We start from the raw sequence: 20,785 nt of genomic DNA on the forward strand, positions 1-20,785 counted from the left end.
AATAATCGCCCGCCCCGCCGCGCTGGTTCATCCGGTAATGCGCGACGATATAGTCGCGAATGCCCTCATAGCGCGCGGCGATGCGCTGGTTGAAGATAGCGCGGTGCTGCGGGGTGAAGCCGCCGCCGTCGAACGCCGCAATAAACTCCTGCGCGGTCGCGATGACGATATGCAGCGCGGTCGCCTCGAGCGGTTCGATAAAGCCCTGCGCCAGCCCCATCGCGAGGCAGTTGCCGGTCCAGCTGTCGGCAAGCCGCCCGACCTTCATCTCCAGGTGCCGCGCCGCGACCTCTTCGCCGACGCCGAGCGCGGCGCGCAATTCGGCCTCGGCGGCATCCGGCTCGATATAGCGGCTCGCATAAACATAGCCGTTGCCGACCCGGCTGGTCAGCGGGATCGTCCAGCGCCATCCGGCGGTCATCGCGATGCTGCCCGTCGCGGTCGCCCGGGGCGCGCCGTCCGCGTGCGGGGTCGGCATCGCCACCGCGCGGTCGTTGAACAAATTGCCCTCGAAGGGCAGGAATCGGACGCCGAGCGCGCCCTCGGCAATCAGGGCGCGAAAGCCCGAGCAGTCGACAAAGAAGTCGCCTTCGATCGCCTCGCCGTCGTCGAGCAGCAGCGCCGCCACCTGCCCCTCGGCATCGACGCGCACCTCGGTCACCTTGCGCGGCAAGTGGGTGACGCCCAGCCCCGTCGCATGGCCGCGCAGGAAGGCGCCGACCTTATGCGCGTCGAAATGATAGCCATAGCTCGGCGCGAAGGGGAAGCTCTCGGCCGGGTGCGGCCCCATGCCCGCGTCGGCGAGACGCGGCGCGAGATAGAAGGCGTCGGGGTGCGCGGGCACATCTACCCCGCCGCGCCGCAGCGCCGCGTTGCGCACGAAGCCCGGCTGGGTGTGCAGATCGAGCGCGCCCGGAAAGGGATGGAAATAGCCCGCCGCCGCCGCGCCGCCCCAACCGTCGAAGCGGATGCCGAGCTTGTAGGTCGCGTCGCACGCCGGCATCCAGTCGCGCTCGGCGATGCCGAGCGTATCGAAAAAGGCCTTCAATTGCGGGGTCGATCCCTCGCCGACCCCGATGATGCCGATGTCGGGCGATTCGATCACCGTCACCGCCGCCCGCCCCCGCCAATGCTGCGCGAACAGGCAGGCGGTCATCCACCCCGCCGTCCCGCCGCCGAGAATGACGATGCGGAAAGGCAGGGCGTCGCTCATTGGCCGGGCGCGAGCCGGATCGCCGCGCCGCCGCCGGGCGCGAGCCACAGTTTGTAGGTGTCGCCCTTTTTCACCTTGATCGTCTCATAGGCGATCCGGTGCCGCGCGTCGGTCAGATAGGTCGCCCCCTCGCCGTCCTTGTAGATGGTCGCGGTGTAGCTTTTCCCCGCTTCGAGGAAATCGAAGCCGAGGTCGACCGTCCGCTCGGTGCCATCATTGACCCCGCCGACATACCAGTCGGCGCTATTCCGGTCCTGGCGCGCGAAGATCGCATAGTCGCCGACCTCGCCCGCAATCAACCGGCTCTCCGCCCAGTCGGCGGGCACCTTGGCAATGAAATCCAGCTCGCGCGGGAATTTCGCCAAAGTCTCGGGGAAATCGGCCGCCATCTGGATCGGCGAATAGATGGCGAGATAGAGCCCGAGCTGCTTCGCCAGCGTCGACGCCAGCGGCTCATGGTTCGCGCCCTCGAGGCTGAGCACGCCGGGGGTGAAGTCCATCGGTCCCGACAGCATCCGCGTATAGACCAAAGTCGGCTCATGGTCGGGCCCGTTCGCGAACTTGCCCCACGCATTATATTCCATCCCGCGCGCGCCCTCGCGCGCGACCCAGTTGGGATAGGTACGCCGGAGCCCCGTGTCCTTCACCGGCTCGTGCGCATTGACCGCGACATGATATTTCGCCGCCGTCTCGACCACCTTCAGATGATGCTGCACCTGGCGCTGGCCATCGTGCCATTCCATCCTTGTCTCGCCCGGCGCGTCGCCCGGCGCGATGATCCCGCCGGCATCGGCGACATAGCCGGTCTTGACCGTGCCGACGCCGAGCTCGCCATAAAGCTTCATCGCATCGTCGAGCTGCGCCTCATAGACCGCAATATTGCCGCCGGTCTCATGGTGCCCGATGAGTTGCACGCCCTTTTTGCGCGCATAGTCGGTGACGCCCTTCAGGTCGAAATCGGGGGTCGCCTCGGTAAAGCTATAGTCGTCGCCATGGCCGAACCAATTGCCGTTCCACCCCTTGTTCCACCCTTCGACCAGCACCCCGCCGAACTTGTGCTTCGCCGCGAAGTCGATCACCGCTTTCGTCCGTTCGGTCGTCGCGCCATGCTTCGGCCCCTCGGCCCAGCTCCAGTCGCCGCGGATCATGCCCCACCAGATGCCGACATATTTCATCGGCTTGAACCAGCTCGTATCGCCGAGCTTGTTCGGTTCGTTGAGGTTGAGTTCGAGGTCGCTCGCGACCAGCCCCGCCGCGCTGTCGGCGATGCGCAGCGTGCGCCAGGGCGTCGCGAAGGGCAGGTCGCGGATCACCCGCGCCCCGCGCGACGAGGGCGACAGCGTGGTGCGGAATTTCTGCCCCTCGGCGCGCTTGAACCACATGCCCGCATAATCGACCAGCGCCGCCTCGTGGAACGCCAGATGCGTCCCGTCGTCGAGCCGCATCGTGATCGGCGTGTGCGCGGTCGCCACGGCGTCGATCGGCGTCTGCTGATACACCTGCTCATAACGGTTCCACTCGCCGCCGGTGATCCACCACGCCGTACCCTTGGGCACGATGTCATATTCGGTGATCTCGTCGGCGATCTTCGCGGTCTTCAGCCCCGCCTGCTCGGGCAGCTCGTAGCGAAAGCCGATGCCGTCGTCGAACAGCCGGAAACGGATGTTCATCCGGTGCCCGCCCCAGCTGTCATTCTGCTGCAGCCGCACGAGCAGCTCGTTGTGATGGTCGCGCACGAACCGGCGCTCGCCCCACGGCTGTTCCCAGCGCGTATCGCCGCTGGCGCGCTCGACGCCGTCGATCGCAAAGCCGCGCTGCAACCCGATGCCGTCGGTCAGGATGAACCCCAGCTTCGACGGCGCGATCAGCAACTGCCCCTTGCGCGACAGCGACCAAGTCGGGCGCTGGTCGTTGTCGGTCGCCACCGTCAGCACGAGGCTGCCGTCGGGCGAGGCCGCAGTGACCGGCGCGGGCGCCGTCTGCGCAAAAACCGGCGTCGCCGTGGCGGCGGCCGCGAGCAGCAGAAATAAACGCATCATTCGTCCCCTGAAATTTCAAGCCACAGCGCGCCCGCAGGCGGCAACAGCGCGGTGTCGGCGCCATTGACCGCCAGTATCGGCGTGCCATCGGCGGCGCGGAGCGACACATCGATCGCCGCCGCGCCCAGATTGAACAGGCAACGCACCCGCTGCCCCGCGCTGACCCGGTCGAAACCGAGCAGCTCGCCCTCGACCACCCAGCGGTCGTTGGCGCCCAGCCGCAGCGCCGGGCTGTCGGCGCGCAGCGCCAGCAGGCGGCGCGTCAGCGCGAGCAGCGAGTCGGGATCCGCCTGTTGCCGGTCGACCGCCAGCGCATCATGCGCCGCGTCCAGCGGCAGCCAGGGGTCGCCCTCCGAAAAGCCCGCATTCGCGGCGCCCGCGATCCAGGGCAGCGGCGTCCGCGCGCCGTCGCGCGACAGCGTCAGCGGCCAGTTCTTCAGCGCCTCGGGGTCCTTGACCAGCTCGAACGGAATCTCGACCTGGTCCAGCCCCAGTTCCTCGCCATTATAGAGGATGATATTGCCGCGCAGCGCGCAGAGCAGCGCCATCTTCATCCGCGCATAGGCCGATGGCGCGACCCCCTCGACCGCCCAGCGCGACAGCGCGCGCGGCGCGTCGTGATTCTCGAACGCCCAGCTCGGCCAGCCGACCCCCGGCGCATCGATCCACTGATCGGCCGCCTCGCGCACCAGCTTCGGGGTCAGCCGGTCGGCATAGAGGAAGTTGAAGCCATAGGCGCTGTTCAGCCGCCGCTCGCCGGCGGTGAAGCTTTTCATCTCGCGCTCGGCCTCGTCGCCGCCGACTTCGGCGACGGTGAAGCGGCCCGGATAATCGTCCATCAGCGCGCGGATGCGCTCGAGGAACAAGGGAATGTCGGGGTGCGACTGGTTGTGGATCTTCTGCTGGAAATCGAACGGCCGGGTGCGCACCTTGTTCGATGGCGGCGCCGGCGGATTGTCGCGAAGCTCGGGGTCGTGCATCGAAAAATTGATCGCGTCGACACGAAAGCCGTCGACCCCGCGATCGAGCCAGAAGCGCACCACCGCCAGCAAGGCGTCCTGCACCGCGCGGTTGTGGACGTTGAGCTGCGGCTGGCTGGTCAGGAAATTATGCATGAAATATTGGCCGCGCCGCGCGTCCCATGTCCATGCCGGACCGCCGAACACCGATTGCCAGTTGGTCGGCGGCGAGCCGTCGGCCCTGGCATCGGCCCAGACATACCAGTCGGCCTTGGCATTGTGGCGGCTCGCGCGGCTTTCCGCGAACCAGGCGTGCTGGTCGGAGGTGTGGGCGAACACCAGGTCGGTGGTGACCTTCAGCCCCAGCGCGTGCGCCCGCGCGACCAGCGCGTCGAAATCGGCAAGGCTGCCGAAGATCGGATCGACCCCGCAATAATCGGCGATGTCATAACCGAAATCGTCCATCGGCGAGGGGTAGAAGGGCGACAACCAGATCGCATCGACACCCAGGTCGGCAATATAATCGAGCCGCGCGGTGATGCCCGCAAGGTCGCCGATGCCGTCGCCGTTCGAATCGGCGAAGCTGCGCGGATAGATTTGATAGATCGCGGCGCCCCGCCACCAGGGCGTGGCGGCGGCGGGCTCGATGAAGGTCTTGGTCAGGGGCTGGTTCGTCGTCACGTATCGTCGCTTATTCGCTGGCCTGGCAGATGATGGCGCCAAAGGCGGGGAGGGACAGGTGCAGGCTGCCCGGAGCGGCGGGCGCCGCCGGACAGTCGCCATGGAGCGTGGTAAAGCCCGTGCTTTTCATGTCGATGGCAATCGCCGCCGCCAGCGGCTTTGCCGACGTATTATAGGCCAGCAGGACCTCACGTCCGGTGTCGGGGTCGAAACGCGACACCGCGAGCAACCCCGGCTTGTCCGAAAAGGCGCGGACCAGCGTCCGCCCGCGCGACAGCGCCGGCACCTGACGCCGGATCGCCGCCAGCGCCGCGATCTGGCGATAGAGCGGATGACCGGTGTCGAAATTGGCCGTCGCGGTGGTCGCGCCCGAACCGATCAGGTCATTGTCGTTATAGGCCGCGACCTGCGACGCGAACATGTCCTCGCGCGCCAGCTGGTCGCCGCCGTCGGACACGAACCCCTGTTCGTCGCCATAATAGATCACCGGCACCCCGCGCAGCGTCAGCAGCATCGCATGGCCCAGCATCACCCGCTGGAGCAGCTCGGCCTCGCTCGCCGCCGGGTTCGCCTGCTTCACGAACATCGCGAAGCGCCCCATGTCGTGATTGCCGAGGAAGGTCGGCAGTTCGAGCGCCGCCTTCGCCCCGCCCTTGTAGAGCAGGTCGCCGTCGAACAGCCGCGCGAAGTCGGCAGTCCCTTTCGTGCCGCTCACCGCATCGATCGTCGCGCGGGCAAAGGCGAAATCGAGCACCGCGGGCAGCCCGGCGGCATGGCTGTGCCACGCCAGCGCGCCCGGATCGACCGCGTCGATATAGACTTCGCCAAAGATGTGGAAATGGGGGATGCCCTTCGCCTTGGCGCGCGCCTGCATCGCCGGGACAAAGGCCTGCCAGAATTCGGGGTTCACATGTTTGGCGGTGTCGATGCGGAACCCGTCGATCCCGAAATCGTCGATCCAGCGGCCATAGATGTCGATGAAACCCTCGACCACCTTCGGATTCTCTGTCGCCAGATCGTCGAGCCCGGCGAAATCGCCATAGAGCGCCGATTCACCGACCCAGTCGCTGTTGCCGCGATTGTGATAATAGATCGGGTCGTTGAGCCAGGCGGGGGTCTTGGCCTTCTCCTCGCCCTTCGGGAGGACCGGCGTGTAGGCGAAAGCCGGATCGGTCAGCTTCGCCCAATTTTCGGGGTCGGCGACATGGTCGCCCAGGAAGCCCGGGTTGATCGGCCTGCCATCGACGCCGCCAGCCCGCGAATAGGGATAGTCGGCGAGGCTGCGATATTTATAGCCCGCCGCCTCGCCGTCGGCGTAGCGGATGACGTCGGCGGTGTGGTTGGTGATGATGTCCATATAGACCTTCATCCCGCGCGCATGCGCCGCCTCGACGAACGCCTTGAACTCGGCGTTGGTCCCGAAATGCGGGTCGACCGCCGTAAAGTCGGCCACCCAATAGCCGTGATAGCCGGCGCTCTCGTCGCCCTTCGGCCCCTGCACCGGCTTGTTCTTGAATATCGGCGCGAACCAGATCGCGGTCGCCCCCAGCCCCGCGATATAATCGAGCCGCTTGGTCAGCCCGGCGAGGTCGCCGCCATGGTAGAACCCCTTGGCCGACGGATCATAACCGGTTTGCAGCCGGTCGCCCTTGAGCCCGCCCTTATCGTTCGCCCGATCGCCATTTTCGAACCGGTCGGGCAGCACGAAATAGACCAGCTCGTCGGTCGGCGCGCGGGCGCGCACGGCGGCGATATCGGCGGCGGGCTGCGCGGCGGCGGGAAGCGGCGCCAGGAGCAGCGCAAGCGAGGCGAGGGTGCGGATCATGCATTTACTCCGGGGGAAAGCCGGGCGAGGAAGGCGTCATAGCGCTCCATCTGCGCCACCTCGCGCGTCACCAGCGCCGCGTTCATCGCGAGGAAATCGGACAGGTCGCGGGCCGACAGGCTGTCGGCGAGGGGATGCCAGGCGCGCGGTTCGATCCCCTGCCCGGCGAAGATCTGCAGCCAGCCGGCCTCGGTGAACAATTCCTCATGCTCGCGGAAAATCAGCCCCTGCGCGCGGAACAGGTCGATCTTCGCGGCCAGCGTGTCGGGAATATCCATCGCCGCGCGGTCGCGCCAGAATGGCGTGTCGCGCCTTTCCGTGGCCTTATAATGGAGGATGATGAAGTCGCGGATGCGCTCCATCTCGAAATCGCTCTGCCGATTATATTCGGCGACCACCGCCGCATCGGGACGCCCGGCGGGCAGCATCGCGAGCAACCGCGAAATCGCCGACTGGATCAGGTGGATGCTCGTCGATTCGAGCGGCTCGAGGAAACCGCTCGCCAGCCCCAGCGCGACGACATTATGGTTCCACATCTTGCGCCGCTTGCCGGTGGTGAAGCCGAGCCGGCGCGGTTCTGCCTGCGGCGTCCCGTCGAGGTTCGCGAGCAGCGTCGCGGCGGCATCTTCGTCCGAAACATAGTCCGCCGCGTAGACATAGCCGTTGCCGATGCGGTGCTGGAGCGGGATGCGCCACTGCCACCCGGCATCGCGCGCGGTCGCCCGCGTATAGGCAAGCTGCGGCGTGTCGCCATGATCGCACGGCACCGCCAGCGCGCGGTTGCACGGCAGCCAGTGCGACCAGTCCTCATAGCCCGTGGCGAGCGCGCCCTCGATCAGCAGCCCGCGAAACCCCGAACAATCGAGGAAAAGATCGCCGCCGACGCTGCGCTGATCCACCAGCGTCACCGACGCGACGTCGCCGCTTGCCGCGTCGCGCACGACATCGACGACCTTGCCCTCGATCCGTTCGACCCCGCCCCGCTCAGCCATCCGGCGCAAAAAGGCCGCATAGAGTGCGGCGTCGAAATGAAAGGCATAGGGCATCGCCGCCAGATTTTCGCTGCGCGGCGCGCCGCGCCGGAACCGGCCGGCGCGCGCCGCCGCCTCGTTCAGCGCATAATGCTCCAGATCCTGCGCGCTTCCCGCCGCGCGGCCGCGCAGCCAATAGGGATGAAAGGGCAGCAGGCCGAGCCCGCGCCCGACCGCGCCGAAGGCGTGCATGTAGCGGTGCCCGACGCGCGTCCAGTCGGCGAATTCGATGCCGAGCTTGATCGTTCCCTGAGTGGCCGTGAGGAATTCATCCTCGTCGATCCCCAGCGCCTGGTTGAACAGCTGGATCTGCGGGATCGTCGCCTCGCCGACCCCAACGGTGCCGATCTCTTCGGACTCGACCAGGCGGACCGACCAGTCCGACGGCAGGAAGCGGCGCAGGCAGGCGGCGGCCATCCAGCCGGCGGTTCCTCCGCCGATGATGACCAACCGCATGGGGGTCGGGCCCCTGTTCATGTGATCCACCTCTGCCTTCGGACGCAACAAAGCAGTGGGGGCGACGCGACCCGGCCGCCCCCACCAGTGGGAGGTATCAGAATTTGAAGGTAAAGCCCGCCAGGAAGCGGCGGCCATAGATCTGATAGTCGATCACCTGGTTGCGCGCCGCGCCGACCGACGCGAAACGCTCGTCGGTGAGGTTCTGGCCCTGCAGGTAGAGCGACAGGCCTTCGAGCGCGCTGCCCGGCTGGAAATCATAGCCGATCTGCGCGTCGACGATCGTTTCCTTCAATGCGGTGCGCCGCGTCGGCGATCCGCCGAAGCCGGTGAAGTCGCCGAGGAAGGTCGAGCGATAGCGCGCGCTGGCGCGGGCGTTGAAGCCCCATTTTTCGAAGAAGACGGTGCCGTTGGCGGTCCATTTCGAATAGCCGGGGATCGCCGCGATATTGCCCTGCGCATTTTCGACCTTGGTCTTGGTATAACCGACGCCGCCGGTGATGCCGAAGCCGTCGAGCGCCGGGGTGATGTTGCTGAACGGCAGGGTCGCCGCCAGTTCGCCGCCATAGAAGCTGCCGCCGCCGGTGTTGAACGGCGCCTCGAGCGTGCCGATCGTCGTCGCCAGCGGCGGGCCCGCCGGGGCCGGGAAACCGGCATAGTCGAAGGCGAATTTGGTGCGGTCGATATAGCTCTTGATGTCCTTGTAGAAGAGCTGGAGCGACACGAGCCCGGCGTTGCCGAAATATTTCTCGAAGTTGAGGTCGACCGCATTGGCGCGATAGGGCTTCAGCGTCGGATTGCCGCCATTGCCCGAAATGAACGGGGTCAGCCCGGTCGGGCTGTCCGCCGCGACATTGCTCTGGCCATAGGCGATCGCGACGCGCAGGTCGTCGAGGCGCGGGCGCTGGATTTCGCGCGCCGCCGCAAAGCGGATCACGAAATCGCTGTCGAAGCGCAGCGACAGGTTGAGGCTGGGCAGGACGTCCCAATATTCGTCGCCCGAGCGGACGTCGACCTGGGTGCCGCCGGCGATCGCGATGCCGCGCGACGACTGGTCGGTGTGGATCGCCTGGACGCCGATATTGCCGGTCAGCGTGCTGCCGCCGAACTGCTGCTCGATGTCGAGCTGGACATAAGCGGTGAGCAGTTGCTCGGCGATGCTGAACGCCTTCGCCGGAATGTCGTTCGACGTGTTGCGATCGAGCACCAGCGTGCCCGAGGCGATGACGTCGCGCGCGTCATAGCTGACGATCGGCCCGAGCCCGAGGTAGCCGAGGTCGGTCGGACGCAGCTGGAACTGCTGCGGCAGGGCGACCTGCGTCGCGCCATTGGCGGGCACGACGAAGAATTCGTCGGGGGTCAGAGACTTGTCGCGGTCGGTGAAGTTGAAGCCGACCTTGGCGGCGCGGACGAAGCTGTTCTCGAACTCGCGCTCGACCTGCAGGCGGAACTGCTTGAGCTCGTCCTCGATGATGCGGTTGTTGTAATAGCCGGCCTGGATGCGGTTGCCGCCCCAGCCGAGCGGGTCGGTCAGGAAGATCCGGCTGGTGTCGCTATAATCGAGCGAGGGGTCGAAAACCGTGCCGTTCGGCCCCGACTGAAAGGCGATGCTGGCCGCCGCGCCATTGCCGGTGGTCGGGCCGTTATACCCGGTGCCCGAATAGCTTTCGATGCTCAGCTCGTTGCGGTCGGTCTTCGACAGCCCGGCGTCGAAGAACAGGTTCCAGCCATTGTCGCCGGTGTAGGTGGTGTTGAAACCGAAGCTGTAGAGATCGGCCTTGCGCTGGAAAATGTCGTTGCGGATCACGCCGCGGACATTGTCGAACACGCCCGAGGTGACGAGCCCGTCCTCGACCGTCGCGGTCGCGGCGTTGCCGGTGGTGCCAAAGGCGAAGAAGCCCAGCGGCAGCTCGATGCCGCGCTTCGACTGGTCGTCGTTGAAGTGCGAATAGAAACCGTCGACGGTCACCATGACCTCGGGCGCCGGCTGCCACTGCACCGTGCCGTTGACGCCCAGCCGCTTGAGCTGAGTCGAGGTGACGAAGCTTTTCGACCCGCCGATCAGCGCCGCGGGCTGGCCGTTGACCTGGACATTATTATAGCCCCAGGCGTTGAATTCCTGCAGCTGATAGGGCTCGTCGACATAGGAAGCGGCGAGCGCGATGCCGAGGGTATCGTTGGCGAACTGGTCGACGAAGGTGCCATTGACGCGATAGCCATATTCTTTCGACCCGGCATTGAGCTTGCCCAGGTCGGCATAGGTGCCGCGCGCGCCGATCGCGAGGACCGACTTGCCATATTCGAGCGGACGGATGGTGCGGATGTCGATCGTGCCGACCAGCCCCTGCCCGACCAGGCTCGCGGTCGGCGATTTATAGACGACGACCTGATTGACGATTTCGGAGGGATATTGGTCGAACTCGACCGCGCGATTGTCGCCGGTCGAGGTCTGTTCACGGCCGTTGAGCAGGGTCTGCGAGAAATCGGGGCCGAAACCGCGCACCGCGATGACATTGGCGCGGCCGTTCAGGCGCTGCGAGGTGATGCCGGGCAGGCGCGCGATCGACTCGCCGATCGACGCATCGGGCAGCTTGCCGATATCCTCGGCCGACACCGATTCGATGATCTGGTCGCTGCGCTTCTTTTCGCCGACCGCGCTCTCCAGGCTGGCGCGAAAACCGGTGACGACGATCGCGTCTTCGCCGCTGTCGTCGGCGACCGCCGCAGGATCGCTGTCCTGCGCCATCGCCGCACCCGGCAGGACGGCGGTCAAGGCAAGGCCGAGCGCGATGGCGCTGGCGCCCCGCGAGAGGCTGGGACGGAGGGTGTTCGGCTTGGTCATATTGGCTCCCCTGGTGCGATGGACGGTCTGGCCATGCGTCAGCAAAGGGGCGGCGCGGTCGCGCCACTCGGCATCCTCACTGAAGCGTGGGTTTTCCCATCTGCCCCCCGCAATTGGAGCCAATCGGCGCGTCCGGCCAGTGGGTATACGTATACGCATATTATGCGCACCGCGCCGCTGTCGCCAAAATATCACAGCCGTCCGCCGTCTGCCGCCGCCGCTTGGCAGGGCTCTGGGCGCGCGCTAGCGTGCAGGGCAGGACGCTGGCGACAAGGCGTCCGGACACAGGAGAGGAGCATGGGGCGACTGCCCTCCGCCAAACCGACGAGCTTCGACATCGCCTATCTCGCGGGGGTGTCGCAACCGACGGTTTCGCGCGCCCTGCGCGGCAGCAAGTCGGTGAGCGCGGCGACCCGCGCCAATATCGAACGCATCGCGCGCGAACTCAACTACACCGTCGACAAGAACGCCTCCAGCCTCCGCTCGCAGCGCACCCACACGCTCGCCTTGCTCTTCTTCGAGGATCCGACCCCCGACCAGTCGATGATCAATCCCTTCTTCCTCTCGATGCTGGGGTCGATCACGCGCCAATGCGCGCTGCGCGGCTACGACCTGCTGATCAGTTTCCAGCAGATGCACAATGACTGGCACGTCGCCTATCAGGACAGCCATCGCTCCGACGGCATCATCCTGCTCGGCTATGGCGACTATCAGACCTACCGCGCCAAGCTCGAACATCTGGTCGAGATGGACACCAAATTCGTGCGCTGGGGCTCGGTCTCCGACGACAGCATCGGGCTGACCGTCGGGTCGGACAATGTCGGCGCGGGGGTCCAGGCGGGCGCGCATCTGGTCGAGATCGGGCGCCGGCATATCGCCTTCCTCGGCGACGCGTCGGACCATGCCCCCGAATTTCAGGATCGCTACACCGGCCTCTGCCGCGCCCTGACCGACGCGGGGCTGACCGCCGACCCCGCGCTGCAACAGGATGCGGTGTCGTCGGAGGAATCGGGCTATGCCGCCGCCCAGGCGCTGCTCGCGACCGGCCGGCGCTTCGACGCGATCTTCGCCGCGAGCGACCTGATCGCGATCGGCGCGATGCGCGCGCTCACCGAAGCGGGCCTCAAACTGCCGCACGACGTCGCGATCATCGGCTTCGACGACATCCCCGCCGCCAGCCAGACTTCGCCGACCCTCACCACCGTGATGCAGGACATGAAGGGCGCGGGCGAACTGCTCGTCGACGCGCTGCTCCGCCGCATCGACGACAAGGCGGTCGAACAAAGCGTGCTGCCGACACGGTTGATCAAAAGGCAGAGCACGGCGGTTTAGGGCAGGGAATGGACGTTGAAGAATTGAGCTGATCCCCCTCCCGCAGGCGGGAGGGGCAGCGAGACTTGGGCGCTTGCGCCCTAGTCGCAGCGGGGTGGGCCATCGCAACGCTGCTGGCCCACCCCCAACCCCTCCCGCCTGCGGGAGGGGAGATCAACGCCCGCGCTCCACCCCCAACGCATTCGTATACCCACCCCGCCCCGCTTGCTCTCCCCCGTCCAACCCGGCAATCCTCCCCCAACGCCGCACCAGCCGGCGCCCGGGGAGAGACGCATGGACAAGCCGCGCCAGGGCTTTTGGGGCCTGTGGAATATCAGCTTCGGCTTTCTGGGCATCCAGATCGGCTTCGCGCTGCAAAATGCGAATATGAGCCGCATCTTCCAGACGCTCGGCGCCGAGCTGGAATCGCTGCCCGCCTTGTGGATCGCGGCGCCGCTCACCGGGCTGCTCGTCCAGCCGATCATCGGCCATCTGTCCGACCGCACCTGGCTCGGCAAGCTCGGACGCCGCCGTCCCTATTTTCTCGCCGGGGCGACCCTCGCCGCGCTCGCGCTCCTGCTCATGCCCGAATCGACGGTGCTGTGGGTCTCGGTGCTTTTGCTGTGGGTGCTCGACGCGTCGATCAACGTCTCGATGGAGCCGTTTCGCGCCTTCGTCGGCGACATGCTGCGCCGCGACCAGCACAGCGTCGGTTATGCGGTGCAGACCTTCTTCATCGGCGTCGGCGCCGTCGTCGGCTCGGCCTTCCCCTATTTGCTCGATCATCTCGGCGTCGCCAACACCGCGCCTGCGGGATCGATCCCCGATACGGTGCGCTACAGCTTCTGGGCCGGCGGCATCGTCTTTTTCCTGTCGGTGCTGTGGACGGTGCTGACGACGCGCGAATATGCGCCCGCCGAGATGGCCGCCTTTGTCGATGCCGATACCGCGACCGACGGCCCCGATACCCAAGCCCTGCTCGCCGCGCGTAGCTACCTCGGCAGCGAGGTCTGGGTCGGCCTGGGCGTCGCGCTCGCGATGCTCGTCGCCGAATTGGGTCTCGCCAAGGAAATGTATCTACTCGCCGCGCTGCTCGCCGCCTATGGCCTCGCCAGCGCCGCCGCGATCGCGCTCGCCCGCGCCGGGCGCAGCAACAATATGCTTGCGCATATCGTCGGCGATTTTTCGGGCATGCCGCCGGTGATGAAAAAGCTCGCGCTGGTCCAGTTTTTCAGCTGGGCGGCGCTGTTCATCATGTGGATCAACACCACGCCGGTCGTCGCGCAAGTGATGTTCGGCAGCACCGACACCACCTCCGCCGCCTATCAGGAGGGCGGCAACTGGGTCGGCCTATTGTTCGCGGTGCAGAACGGGGTCGCCGCCGTCGCCGCGCTGACCTTGCTACCTTGGCTGTCGAAACGGCTCGGACAGGCGCGTACCCACAGCGTCTGCCTCGTCATCGGCGCGGCGGGCTTCGCGAGCTTCCTCGTGCTGCGCGATCCGCAGGCGCTGCTCGTTTCCGAAATCGCGATCGGCATCGCCTGGGCGTCGATCCTCGCCATGCCCTATGCGATCCTCGCCTCGAACCTGCCGCAGGCGAAGCTCGGCATCTATATGGGATTGTTCAATGTCTTCGTCGTCGTGCCGCAATTGCTGGTCGCGACGGTGATGGGGTCGATCATGGCGGCCTTCTTTCCCGGCGCCCCGATCTGGACGATGGCCTTTGCGGCGGCCGCCTGGCTCCTCGCCGCGCTTGCGATGCTGCGGGTCGCGCGGGAGGTGCGGGCATGATCCGCGCCGCGCTCGCCGCCGCCCTCGCGCTCGCCGCGACCCCCGCCGCCGCGCAGCAGGCGATCGCCAGCACCTACAACTGGCACCCAGCGCGCCTCGCGCCGCTCCAGCATCCCGGCTGGAGCCGCGACGCCGTCCTCTACCAGATCAACACCCGCCAGTTCACCCGCGAGGGGACGTTCAAGGCCGCCGAAAAACAACTGCCGCGCCTCAAAAAGCTGGGCGTCAATGTCCTCTGGCTGATGCCGATCCACCCGATCGGCGAAAAGAACCGCAAGGGCAGCCTCGGGTCGCCCTATTCGGTGAAGGATTATTATGCGGTGAACCCCGAACTCGGGACGCTCGCCGATCTCAAAAGCTTCGTCGCGGCGGCGCATCAACAGGATATGAAGGTCGTCATCGACTGGGTCGCCAACCACACCGCCTGGGACAACAAGCTCGCGACGGACCATCCCGACTGGTATGAAAAAGACTGGAAAGGCGACTTCCGCCCCACCCCCTGGTGGGACTGGTCCGACATCATCGACCTTGACTGGTCGCAGGACGGGGTGCGGTCGCATGTCGGCGAAGCGATGCTCTATTGGGTGCGCGAGGCCGATATCGACGGCTTCCGCGCCGATGTCGCGGGCTATGTCCCGCTCGATTTCTGGACGATGGTCCGCGCGCGGCTCGACCGCATCAAGCCGGTCTTCCTGCTCGCCGAATGGAAGACGCCCGAAATGCATCGGGCGTTCGACGCAACCTATGCGTGGGAATGGCATAATCAGGTCAAGGCGATCGCCGAGGGCAAGGCCGATGCGACCAGCCTCTATGGCTATTATGCCGAGAATGAGAGCAATTGGCCCGCCGACGCGATGCGCATGGGCTATATCGAAAATCACGACAGCAATGCGTGGGACGGTAGCCAGTACGAGATTTTCGGCGCCGCGCTCGAACCGATGATCGCGCTCAGCTTCACCCACGAAGGCCTGCCGATGATCTATAACGGGCAGGAGGCGTGCAACGCGAAACGCCTGGCATTTTTCGAACGCGACCCGATCGACTGGCAGGCGAAGCCCGATTGCCAGCTTGGCGCGCTGTTCACCGATCTCATCGCCTTTCGCAAGACGAACTCCGCACTCGCCAACGGCGCGTGGGGCGGGCGGATGACCAAGCTCGAAAACGACCAGCCCAAACAATTATTCAGCTGGGTGCGGCAGGTTCGGGGCAACAAGGTCGTCGGATTGTTCAACCTGTCCAACCAGCCGGTATCGGCGACGCTCACCGCCGCGCTGGGCGACGGCACCTACCGCGACTTCGCCACCGGCGCGCCCGCGACGATCGGCGGCGACCGCAAGGTCGAGCTGCCGGCCTGGGGCTACAAGCTGCTCGCGAGCGGGAACTAGAAAACGCCCTCCCCTTCAGGGGAGGGCAGCGAGACTTACGAACTTGTTCGTTCGTCGCAGCGGGTGGGGTCCAGCGGCTCAAGCCACCGCTTTCGCCTTCATCGTGCGATATCCCAGCAGCACCGCCACCCCCAGCACCACCGCCTGCGCCACCAGAAACGGGGGCTCGTTGCCATTGGGCGCCAGTGCGTTGAGCGCCGGAACCTTCAGGAAGCTCTGCACCACGAGCACGAACATGTTGAGCCATAGCGCGATCGTCGCAGTGACCGCATAGATCGTCCGCGCCGACCCGGCGAGCTTGCGACCGTACCAGGCCCAGAAGGTCAGCACGAGGATCAGCGTCGAGAGGATGCCCACGCCGAGCGCCGGGGTGAAGGCGACGATCGGAAAGAGGAACCCCGTCAGGCTGGTGAGCAGCGTGGTCCACAGGAAGATGCCGGTGAGGCGCGGCAGGATGCGCCCGCGCGCGAAGGCGGGGAGTGCGATCAATCCGGTCGCGATGCCGACCAGGCTGATCGCGACATGCAGGGTGGTGAATTGCGGGATGGTGAGACCGATTATCATGGCACGTCTCCTATCGCTTAGCCCTCTCCGTTCGCCCTGAGCTTTTCGAAGGGCCGTTCTTTCTTTCGATGTGGAAGAAGAACGGTGCTTCGACAGGCTCAGCGCGAACGGCTGAGAGGTTGCTGCGTATCAGCTGTTGATGAAGTCGAGAAGATCGGCGTTGAACCGGTCCTGATGGGTGAGCGTCAGGCCATGGTCGGCGCCTTCATAGACCTTGAGCACGGCATTTTTGACGATCTTGACCGTCGACAGCGCCGCGGCGCCGATCGGCACGATCTGGTCGTCGTCGCCGTGAAGGACGAGCGTCGGCTTGTCGAAGCGCTTCAGATCCTCGTGGAAGTCGCTCTCCGAAAAGGCGCGGATGCTGTCGAGCAGGCCTTTCAGGCCGCCGTTCAGGCCCTGCCGCACGAAGTCGTCGCGCACCGCTTCGCTGATCACCGCGCCTTCGCGGTTATAGCCGTAGAAGGGGAGCGTCAGGTCCTTGAAGAACTGTGGGCGGTTGTCGAAGGTGCCCTTGCGGATGCCGTCGAACACGTCGATCGGCAGCCCGCCCGGATTGGCTTCTGTCTTGAGCATCAGCGGGGGGACCGCACCGATCAGCGCGACCTTGGCGACGCGGGTCGTGCCATGGCGGCCGACATAGCGGGTGACTTCGCCGCCGCCGGTCGAGTGGCCGACGAGGATGACGTCGTTGAGGTCGAGCTGTTCGATCAGCTCGCCGAGATCGTCGGCATATTGGTCCATATTATTATTCTCCCAGACCTGGTCCGAGCGGCCATGGCTGCGGCGGTCGTGGGCGATGGTGCGAAAGCCCTGGTTCGCGAAAAACACCATCTGTGCGTCCCAGGCGTCGGCGCTCAGCGGCCAGCCGTGCGAGAAGATGATCGGCTGGCCATCCTTCGGACCCCAGTCCTTGTAGAAGATGTGCGTGCCGTCCCTTGTGGTGATCGTGGTCATGTCGTGGTTCCTTTCACTTGGGTGGGGCGGAACCCTCCGTCCCTGTGCCACCCGTCTACGCGCCTTCGCCCTTGCGCGGGATTGGCGGAAACGACATTATGCGGGCCAAATGCGACAAACCGGAGTCACGCTATGCGGCACCTTCGCCAACATCCGCACAATCTCCCCCCAAAATTGCCGGAAGTCGGCCTGATGCTCTACCCCGACTGCCAGATGGGCATGGTCAGCGGCATCACCGACCTCTTCCACGTCGCCGGCCGCTTCGCCGCCGAGCATGACCGCACGCCGATCCGCGTCAGCCACTGGCGCCTCCAGGACGGGGGCGGCTTCCTCCGCTGTTTCGACAGCCATCCGGGCGAACCCGCCCACAGCTCACCGACCATCCTGATCGCGCCGGGTAGCCTCCACAAATTGCTCGAAGCCGACGAGGCGGTTCCCTACGCCCGCTGGCTGCTCGACCGCCACGCGCAGGGCACGACGCTCGCCTCGACCTGCGGCGGCGCCTTCGCGCTCGCCGCGACCGGGCTGCTCGCAGGGCGCCCCGCGACGACGCACTGGTTCTTCGCCGACGCGTTCCGGTCGCGCTTCCCCGATGTGCGCCTGGAATCGGACCGCATGGTGATCGACGACGGCGACATCATCACCGCAGGCGGGCTGATGGCATGGACCGACCTCGGGCTGCGCGTCGTCGAGCGGCTGCTCGGCCCGACGGTGATGATGGAAACCGCGCGCTTCTTCCTGATCGACCCCGGCGGCCGCGAGCAGAAGAATTACGCGAGCTTCGCGCCGCGCCTGACCCACGGCGACGAGGCCATCCTGAAAGCCCAGCACTGGTTGCAGGCAAAGGAGGGCCGCATGGCGGGCGTCGCCGAACTCGCCGCCGAGGCGGGGCTGGAGGAACGGACCTTTCAGCGCCGCTTCAAGGCCGCGACGGGCATGACCCCGATCGAATATTCGCAGCATTTGCGTATCGGCAAGGCGCGCGAACTGCTCGAATTCACCCGCCGCACCGTCGACCAAATCGCCTGGGCAGTGGGTTACGAAGACGCCGCAGCGTTCCGCAAACTCTTCCACCGCCTCACCGGGCTGTCGCCGAACGACTATCGCCAGCGCTTCTCGACCGAAACGCTGGCGAGCGTCGCCTAGAAGTTAAACTTCGCGCTCACCCCATAGGACGGGCTGCGGCCCGGAAAGCGCACCGCGGTGTTGGCGTTGGTCGCCGCCGACTGCCAATAATAGGTGTCGGTGATATTCTTGCCCCACAGCGACACCTCCCACTGGCCGTCCTGCTCATAGAGCGCGAGGCTGGCGTTCAAAATGCCATAGCCCTTGATCTGGAGCGGCGCGAAATCCTCGATCGTGCTGCCGGTCTTCGACTGGTAACGCCCGTTGAGGATCGCCCGCACGCCGAGCCTGTCGGTCACCGGCGTGTCATAGGTGATCGTCGCGGCGCCCGAGAATTTCGGGCTGTAGGGAAAGGCGAAGCCGTCGAAATCGAACGGCGCGCCGGCGGCGTTGATCCCGACATAGCCCTGCAGCTCGGTCTTGAGCCAGGTGCCCGCGAGCGTCACGTTGAGCGCATCGGTCGCCTGGATGCTGATATCGCCGTCGAGGCCATAGGCGCGCGACTTGGGGATATTGTCGAGGCGGAGCAGCGTCGTGTAGATCGGGTCGGCGAAATAGACCGCGAGCTGCTTGTCGCGATAATCATAATAAAAGGCCGCGACATTCAGGTTCACCTTGCGGTCGGCGAGCGCCAGCTTGGTGCCGACCTCATAGGCGGTCAGTTCCTCCTGCTTCGCGGGGCGGTTCTGCGTCGCGATATTCGCGGCGTTGACCGGGGTCGATCCCGATTTGTAACCGCGGCTGACCGAGGCATAAGCGAGGATGTCGTTGGTCGGCTCCCACGTCAGCGCACCGCGCCAGGCGACATTGTCTTCCTTCAAATTCGAGGTGACGAGGCCGAAGGTGCCGGTCGCGACGTCATAGGTGTTGCATTGGTTCGCGGTGATCGGCGCGGTGAAGGCGCCGTAAACCTGGAAAAAGAAGGCGCGGTTGAACAGGTTGACGTTGGGCAGCATCGATCCGTTGAAGTCGCGCGAGCAACCCTGATATTCCTGCCGATCCTCGGTGTAGCGCGCGCCGGTGGTCAGTTTCAGCGTATCGGTCAGCTCCCAGTCGGCGCTGGCGAACAGGCTGAAGGTCTCGGTGTCGAAATCGGCGACGTCGCGATAGGTGCGGAACGAGGTCGCGACATCGGCGGCGGTGAAACCCTGGCTGTTGAACGGGGTGTTCAAGAGGCCAAGCTGGACGATCAGCGCACGGATCGCGCCGACATTGGCATTCTGCCCCAGCAGGGTCTGGTTGGTGTCGCTGACGACATCCTTGGCATAATAGCCGCCGACGACCCATTCGGCCGGACCGGTCGCGCCCTGGAAACGCAATTCCTGCGAAAAGCTCTCGATCTTGCCCTGCGCGCGCTGGATCAGGATTTCATAAGGCGCGCCGCTCCAGTCATAGATCGCGTCGCGGTTGACCTTGTTATAACCGGTCAGCGAGATGAAACTGAGGTCGCTCGTCAGGTCGAACTGGATGAGGCCGCGCAAGCCCAGGAAATCGCTGTCCTCCTGCAGCGGCCCGTCGATCCCGGTGCCGCGCCCGATATTGGGGCCGCGCTGCGACAGCGGCGCCCAGTCGGCGCTGTTCGAATCCCATTTACTGCCGTTCGCCGCCACATAGGCGGGCAGGCCCGGCGCGTTGAACAGGCTGAACAACGTGCCGTTGGCGGGATCGGTGTTCGGGGTGAAGCCGACCGCCTGCCCGGCGAGCGTATCCGACTTGTTGATCCAGAAATTGGCGCCAAGCTCGATCTTCATGCCCTCGACCGGCTCGGCGGTCAGCGTCAGGCGGCCGCCATAACGATGCACCTCGCCCAGATCCTCGTCGCGCGAGATGCTGTGCTGCCACCCGTCCCAGCTGTCCTCGGTGCGGAACGCGGCGCGGATTGCGACGTCCGGGCCCAGCGGAATGTTGAGATGGCCTTCGCTGTTGAGCGTCTTCTCGCTGCCGACATCGACCGCGACCCCGCCCGAAAACTCCCCGAACTTCGGCTTGGCGGTGATGAAGTTGACGAGGCCCCCGGTGGTGTTGCGGCCATAGAGCGTGCCCTGCGGCCCCTTGAGCACTTCGACGCGCTCGAGGTCGTACACCGGCCCGCTGTTCATAAACGGATAGGCGAGCGCGACCTCGTCCTGATAGGTGCCGACGGTCGAGGTCGCCGACAGGTTGATCGTGTTGAAGCCGATCCCGCGCAGCGTATAGATGGGAATGCCCTGATAGCCGCGCGAGACGTTGAGGCTCGGCACCACCGCCTGCAGATCCTCGGTCGAGGTGACGCGCAGATCCTGCAGCGTCTCGCCCGAAAAGGCCTGGATCGCCAGCCCGACGTCGTTGATGCTTTCGGCGCGGCGCTGAGCGGTCACGACGATCGCGCCGTCGTCCGCCGCCTCGGTCTCCGCCGCCGGGGGCGCATCCTGCGCCAACGCCGGCTGGCTCGCCAGCATCGCCGCCCAGGCCACGCCGGCCAGACCCATTGCACGCACCGCAACCGCCATATTTTCTCTCCCTGATGAGGTTTATTATCAGATATGATAATTATCAATCGTGATAGATAATGCAACCGGCAATTGCATTTTGGGCGCAATGATGGTCTGTCGACGGCAAGGAGCGAC

General features: G+C 65.8%; 13 protein-coding genes. 4 read left to right on the plus strand and 9 right to left on the minus strand.

Annotated features, from left to right (window positions below; genetic code table 11):
• From ACREB7_RS12885 to ACREB7_RS12910, 6 genes are all read right to left on the minus strand, one after another.
• A partial coding sequence (locus ACREB7_RS12885; protein ID WP_431592676.1) for a tryptophan halogenase family protein occupies positions 1-1,213 on the minus strand: 1,213 nt, incomplete at its 3' end.
• The gene (locus tag ACREB7_RS12890) at positions 1,210-3,249 is read right to left on the minus strand and encodes a glycoside hydrolase family 97 protein (RefSeq protein WP_431592677.1); all 2,040 of its coding nucleotides are present in this window, start codon (positions 3,247-3,249) and stop codon (positions 1,210-1,212) included. The genes ACREB7_RS12885 and ACREB7_RS12890, both read right to left, overlap by 4 nt.
• Positions 3,249-4,892: an alpha-amylase family glycosyl hydrolase gene (locus ACREB7_RS12895; RefSeq protein ID WP_431592678.1), complete on the minus strand. Its 1,644-nt coding sequence runs from the start codon at positions 4,890-4,892 to the stop codon at positions 3,249-3,251. The genes ACREB7_RS12890 and ACREB7_RS12895 overlap by 1 nt, the downstream gene beginning before the upstream one ends.
• Positions 4,893-4,902: 10 nt before the next feature.
• Positions 4,903-6,717 carry an alpha-amylase family glycosyl hydrolase gene (locus tag ACREB7_RS12900; RefSeq protein ID WP_431592679.1) on the minus strand — a complete coding sequence of 605 codons (1,815 nt, stop codon included), beginning with the start codon at positions 6,715-6,717 and terminating at the stop codon, positions 4,903-4,905.
• Positions 6,714-8,204 (minus strand): tryptophan halogenase family protein, encoded by a 1,491-nt coding sequence (locus tag ACREB7_RS12905; protein ID WP_431592680.1) that lies wholly within the window; start codon positions 8,202-8,204, stop codon positions 6,714-6,716. Before ACREB7_RS12905 ends, ACREB7_RS12900 begins: the two co-directional genes overlap by 4 nt.
• 97 nt (positions 8,205-8,301) lie before the next feature.
• Complete coding sequence (locus tag ACREB7_RS12910) at positions 8,302-11,046, minus strand: TonB-dependent receptor (protein WP_431592681.1); 2,745 nt, start codon at positions 11,044-11,046, stop codon at positions 8,302-8,304.
• A gap of 297 nt (positions 11,047-11,343) precedes the next feature.
• Between ACREB7_RS12910 and ACREB7_RS12915 the strand changes: the two genes are divergently transcribed.
• The 3 genes from ACREB7_RS12915 (at position 11,344) to ACREB7_RS12925 (ending at position 15,533) form a co-directional block, all read left to right on the plus strand.
• A complete protein-coding gene (locus ACREB7_RS12915; RefSeq protein ID WP_431592682.1) occupies positions 11,344-12,378 on the plus strand; it encodes a LacI family DNA-binding transcriptional regulator in 1,035 nt (344 codons plus the stop codon).
• 273 nt (positions 12,379-12,651) lie between these two features.
• A complete protein-coding gene (locus tag ACREB7_RS12920; RefSeq protein ID WP_431592683.1) occupies positions 12,652-14,148 on the plus strand; it encodes an MFS transporter in 1,497 nt (498 codons plus the stop codon).
• The gene (locus ACREB7_RS12925; protein ID WP_431592684.1) at positions 14,145-15,533 is read left to right on the plus strand and encodes an alpha-amylase family glycosyl hydrolase; all 1,389 of its coding nucleotides are present in this window, start codon (positions 14,145-14,147) and stop codon (positions 15,531-15,533) included. The genes ACREB7_RS12920 and ACREB7_RS12925 overlap by 4 nt, the downstream gene beginning before the upstream one ends.
• Positions 15,534-15,611: 78 nt before the next feature.
• On the opposite strand, the gene ACREB7_RS12930 is transcribed toward ACREB7_RS12925, so the two are convergent.
• Both ACREB7_RS12930 and ACREB7_RS12935 read right to left on the minus strand, forming a co-directional pair.
• Positions 15,612-16,097 carry a hypothetical protein gene (locus ACREB7_RS12930; RefSeq protein ID WP_431592685.1) on the minus strand — a complete coding sequence of 162 codons (486 nt, stop codon included), beginning with the start codon at positions 16,095-16,097 and terminating at the stop codon, positions 15,612-15,614.
• Between the two features lie 129 nt (positions 16,098-16,226).
• Positions 16,227-17,054 carry an alpha/beta fold hydrolase gene (locus ACREB7_RS12935; protein WP_431592686.1) on the minus strand — a complete coding sequence of 276 codons (828 nt, stop codon included), beginning with the start codon at positions 17,052-17,054 and terminating at the stop codon, positions 16,227-16,229.
• 192 nt (positions 17,055-17,246) lie between these two features.
• Between ACREB7_RS12935 and ACREB7_RS12940 the strand changes: the two genes are divergently transcribed.
• Positions 17,247-18,200 (plus strand): GlxA family transcriptional regulator, encoded by a 954-nt coding sequence (locus ACREB7_RS12940; RefSeq protein WP_431592687.1) that lies wholly within the window; start codon positions 17,247-17,249, stop codon positions 18,198-18,200.
• On the opposite strand, the gene ACREB7_RS12945 is transcribed toward ACREB7_RS12940, so the two are convergent.
• Positions 18,197-20,668, minus strand: coding sequence for a TonB-dependent receptor (locus ACREB7_RS12945; protein WP_431592688.1), 2,472 nt, complete (start codon positions 20,666-20,668; stop codon positions 18,197-18,199). The two genes, ACREB7_RS12940 and ACREB7_RS12945, sit on opposite strands and share 4 nt — an antisense overlap.
• Between the last annotated feature and the right edge of the window lie 117 nt (positions 20,669-20,785).

It is taken from the genome of Sphingopyxis sp. (assembly GCF_050725615.1).
Lineage (GTDB): Bacteria > Pseudomonadota > Alphaproteobacteria > Sphingomonadales > Sphingomonadaceae > Sphingopyxis.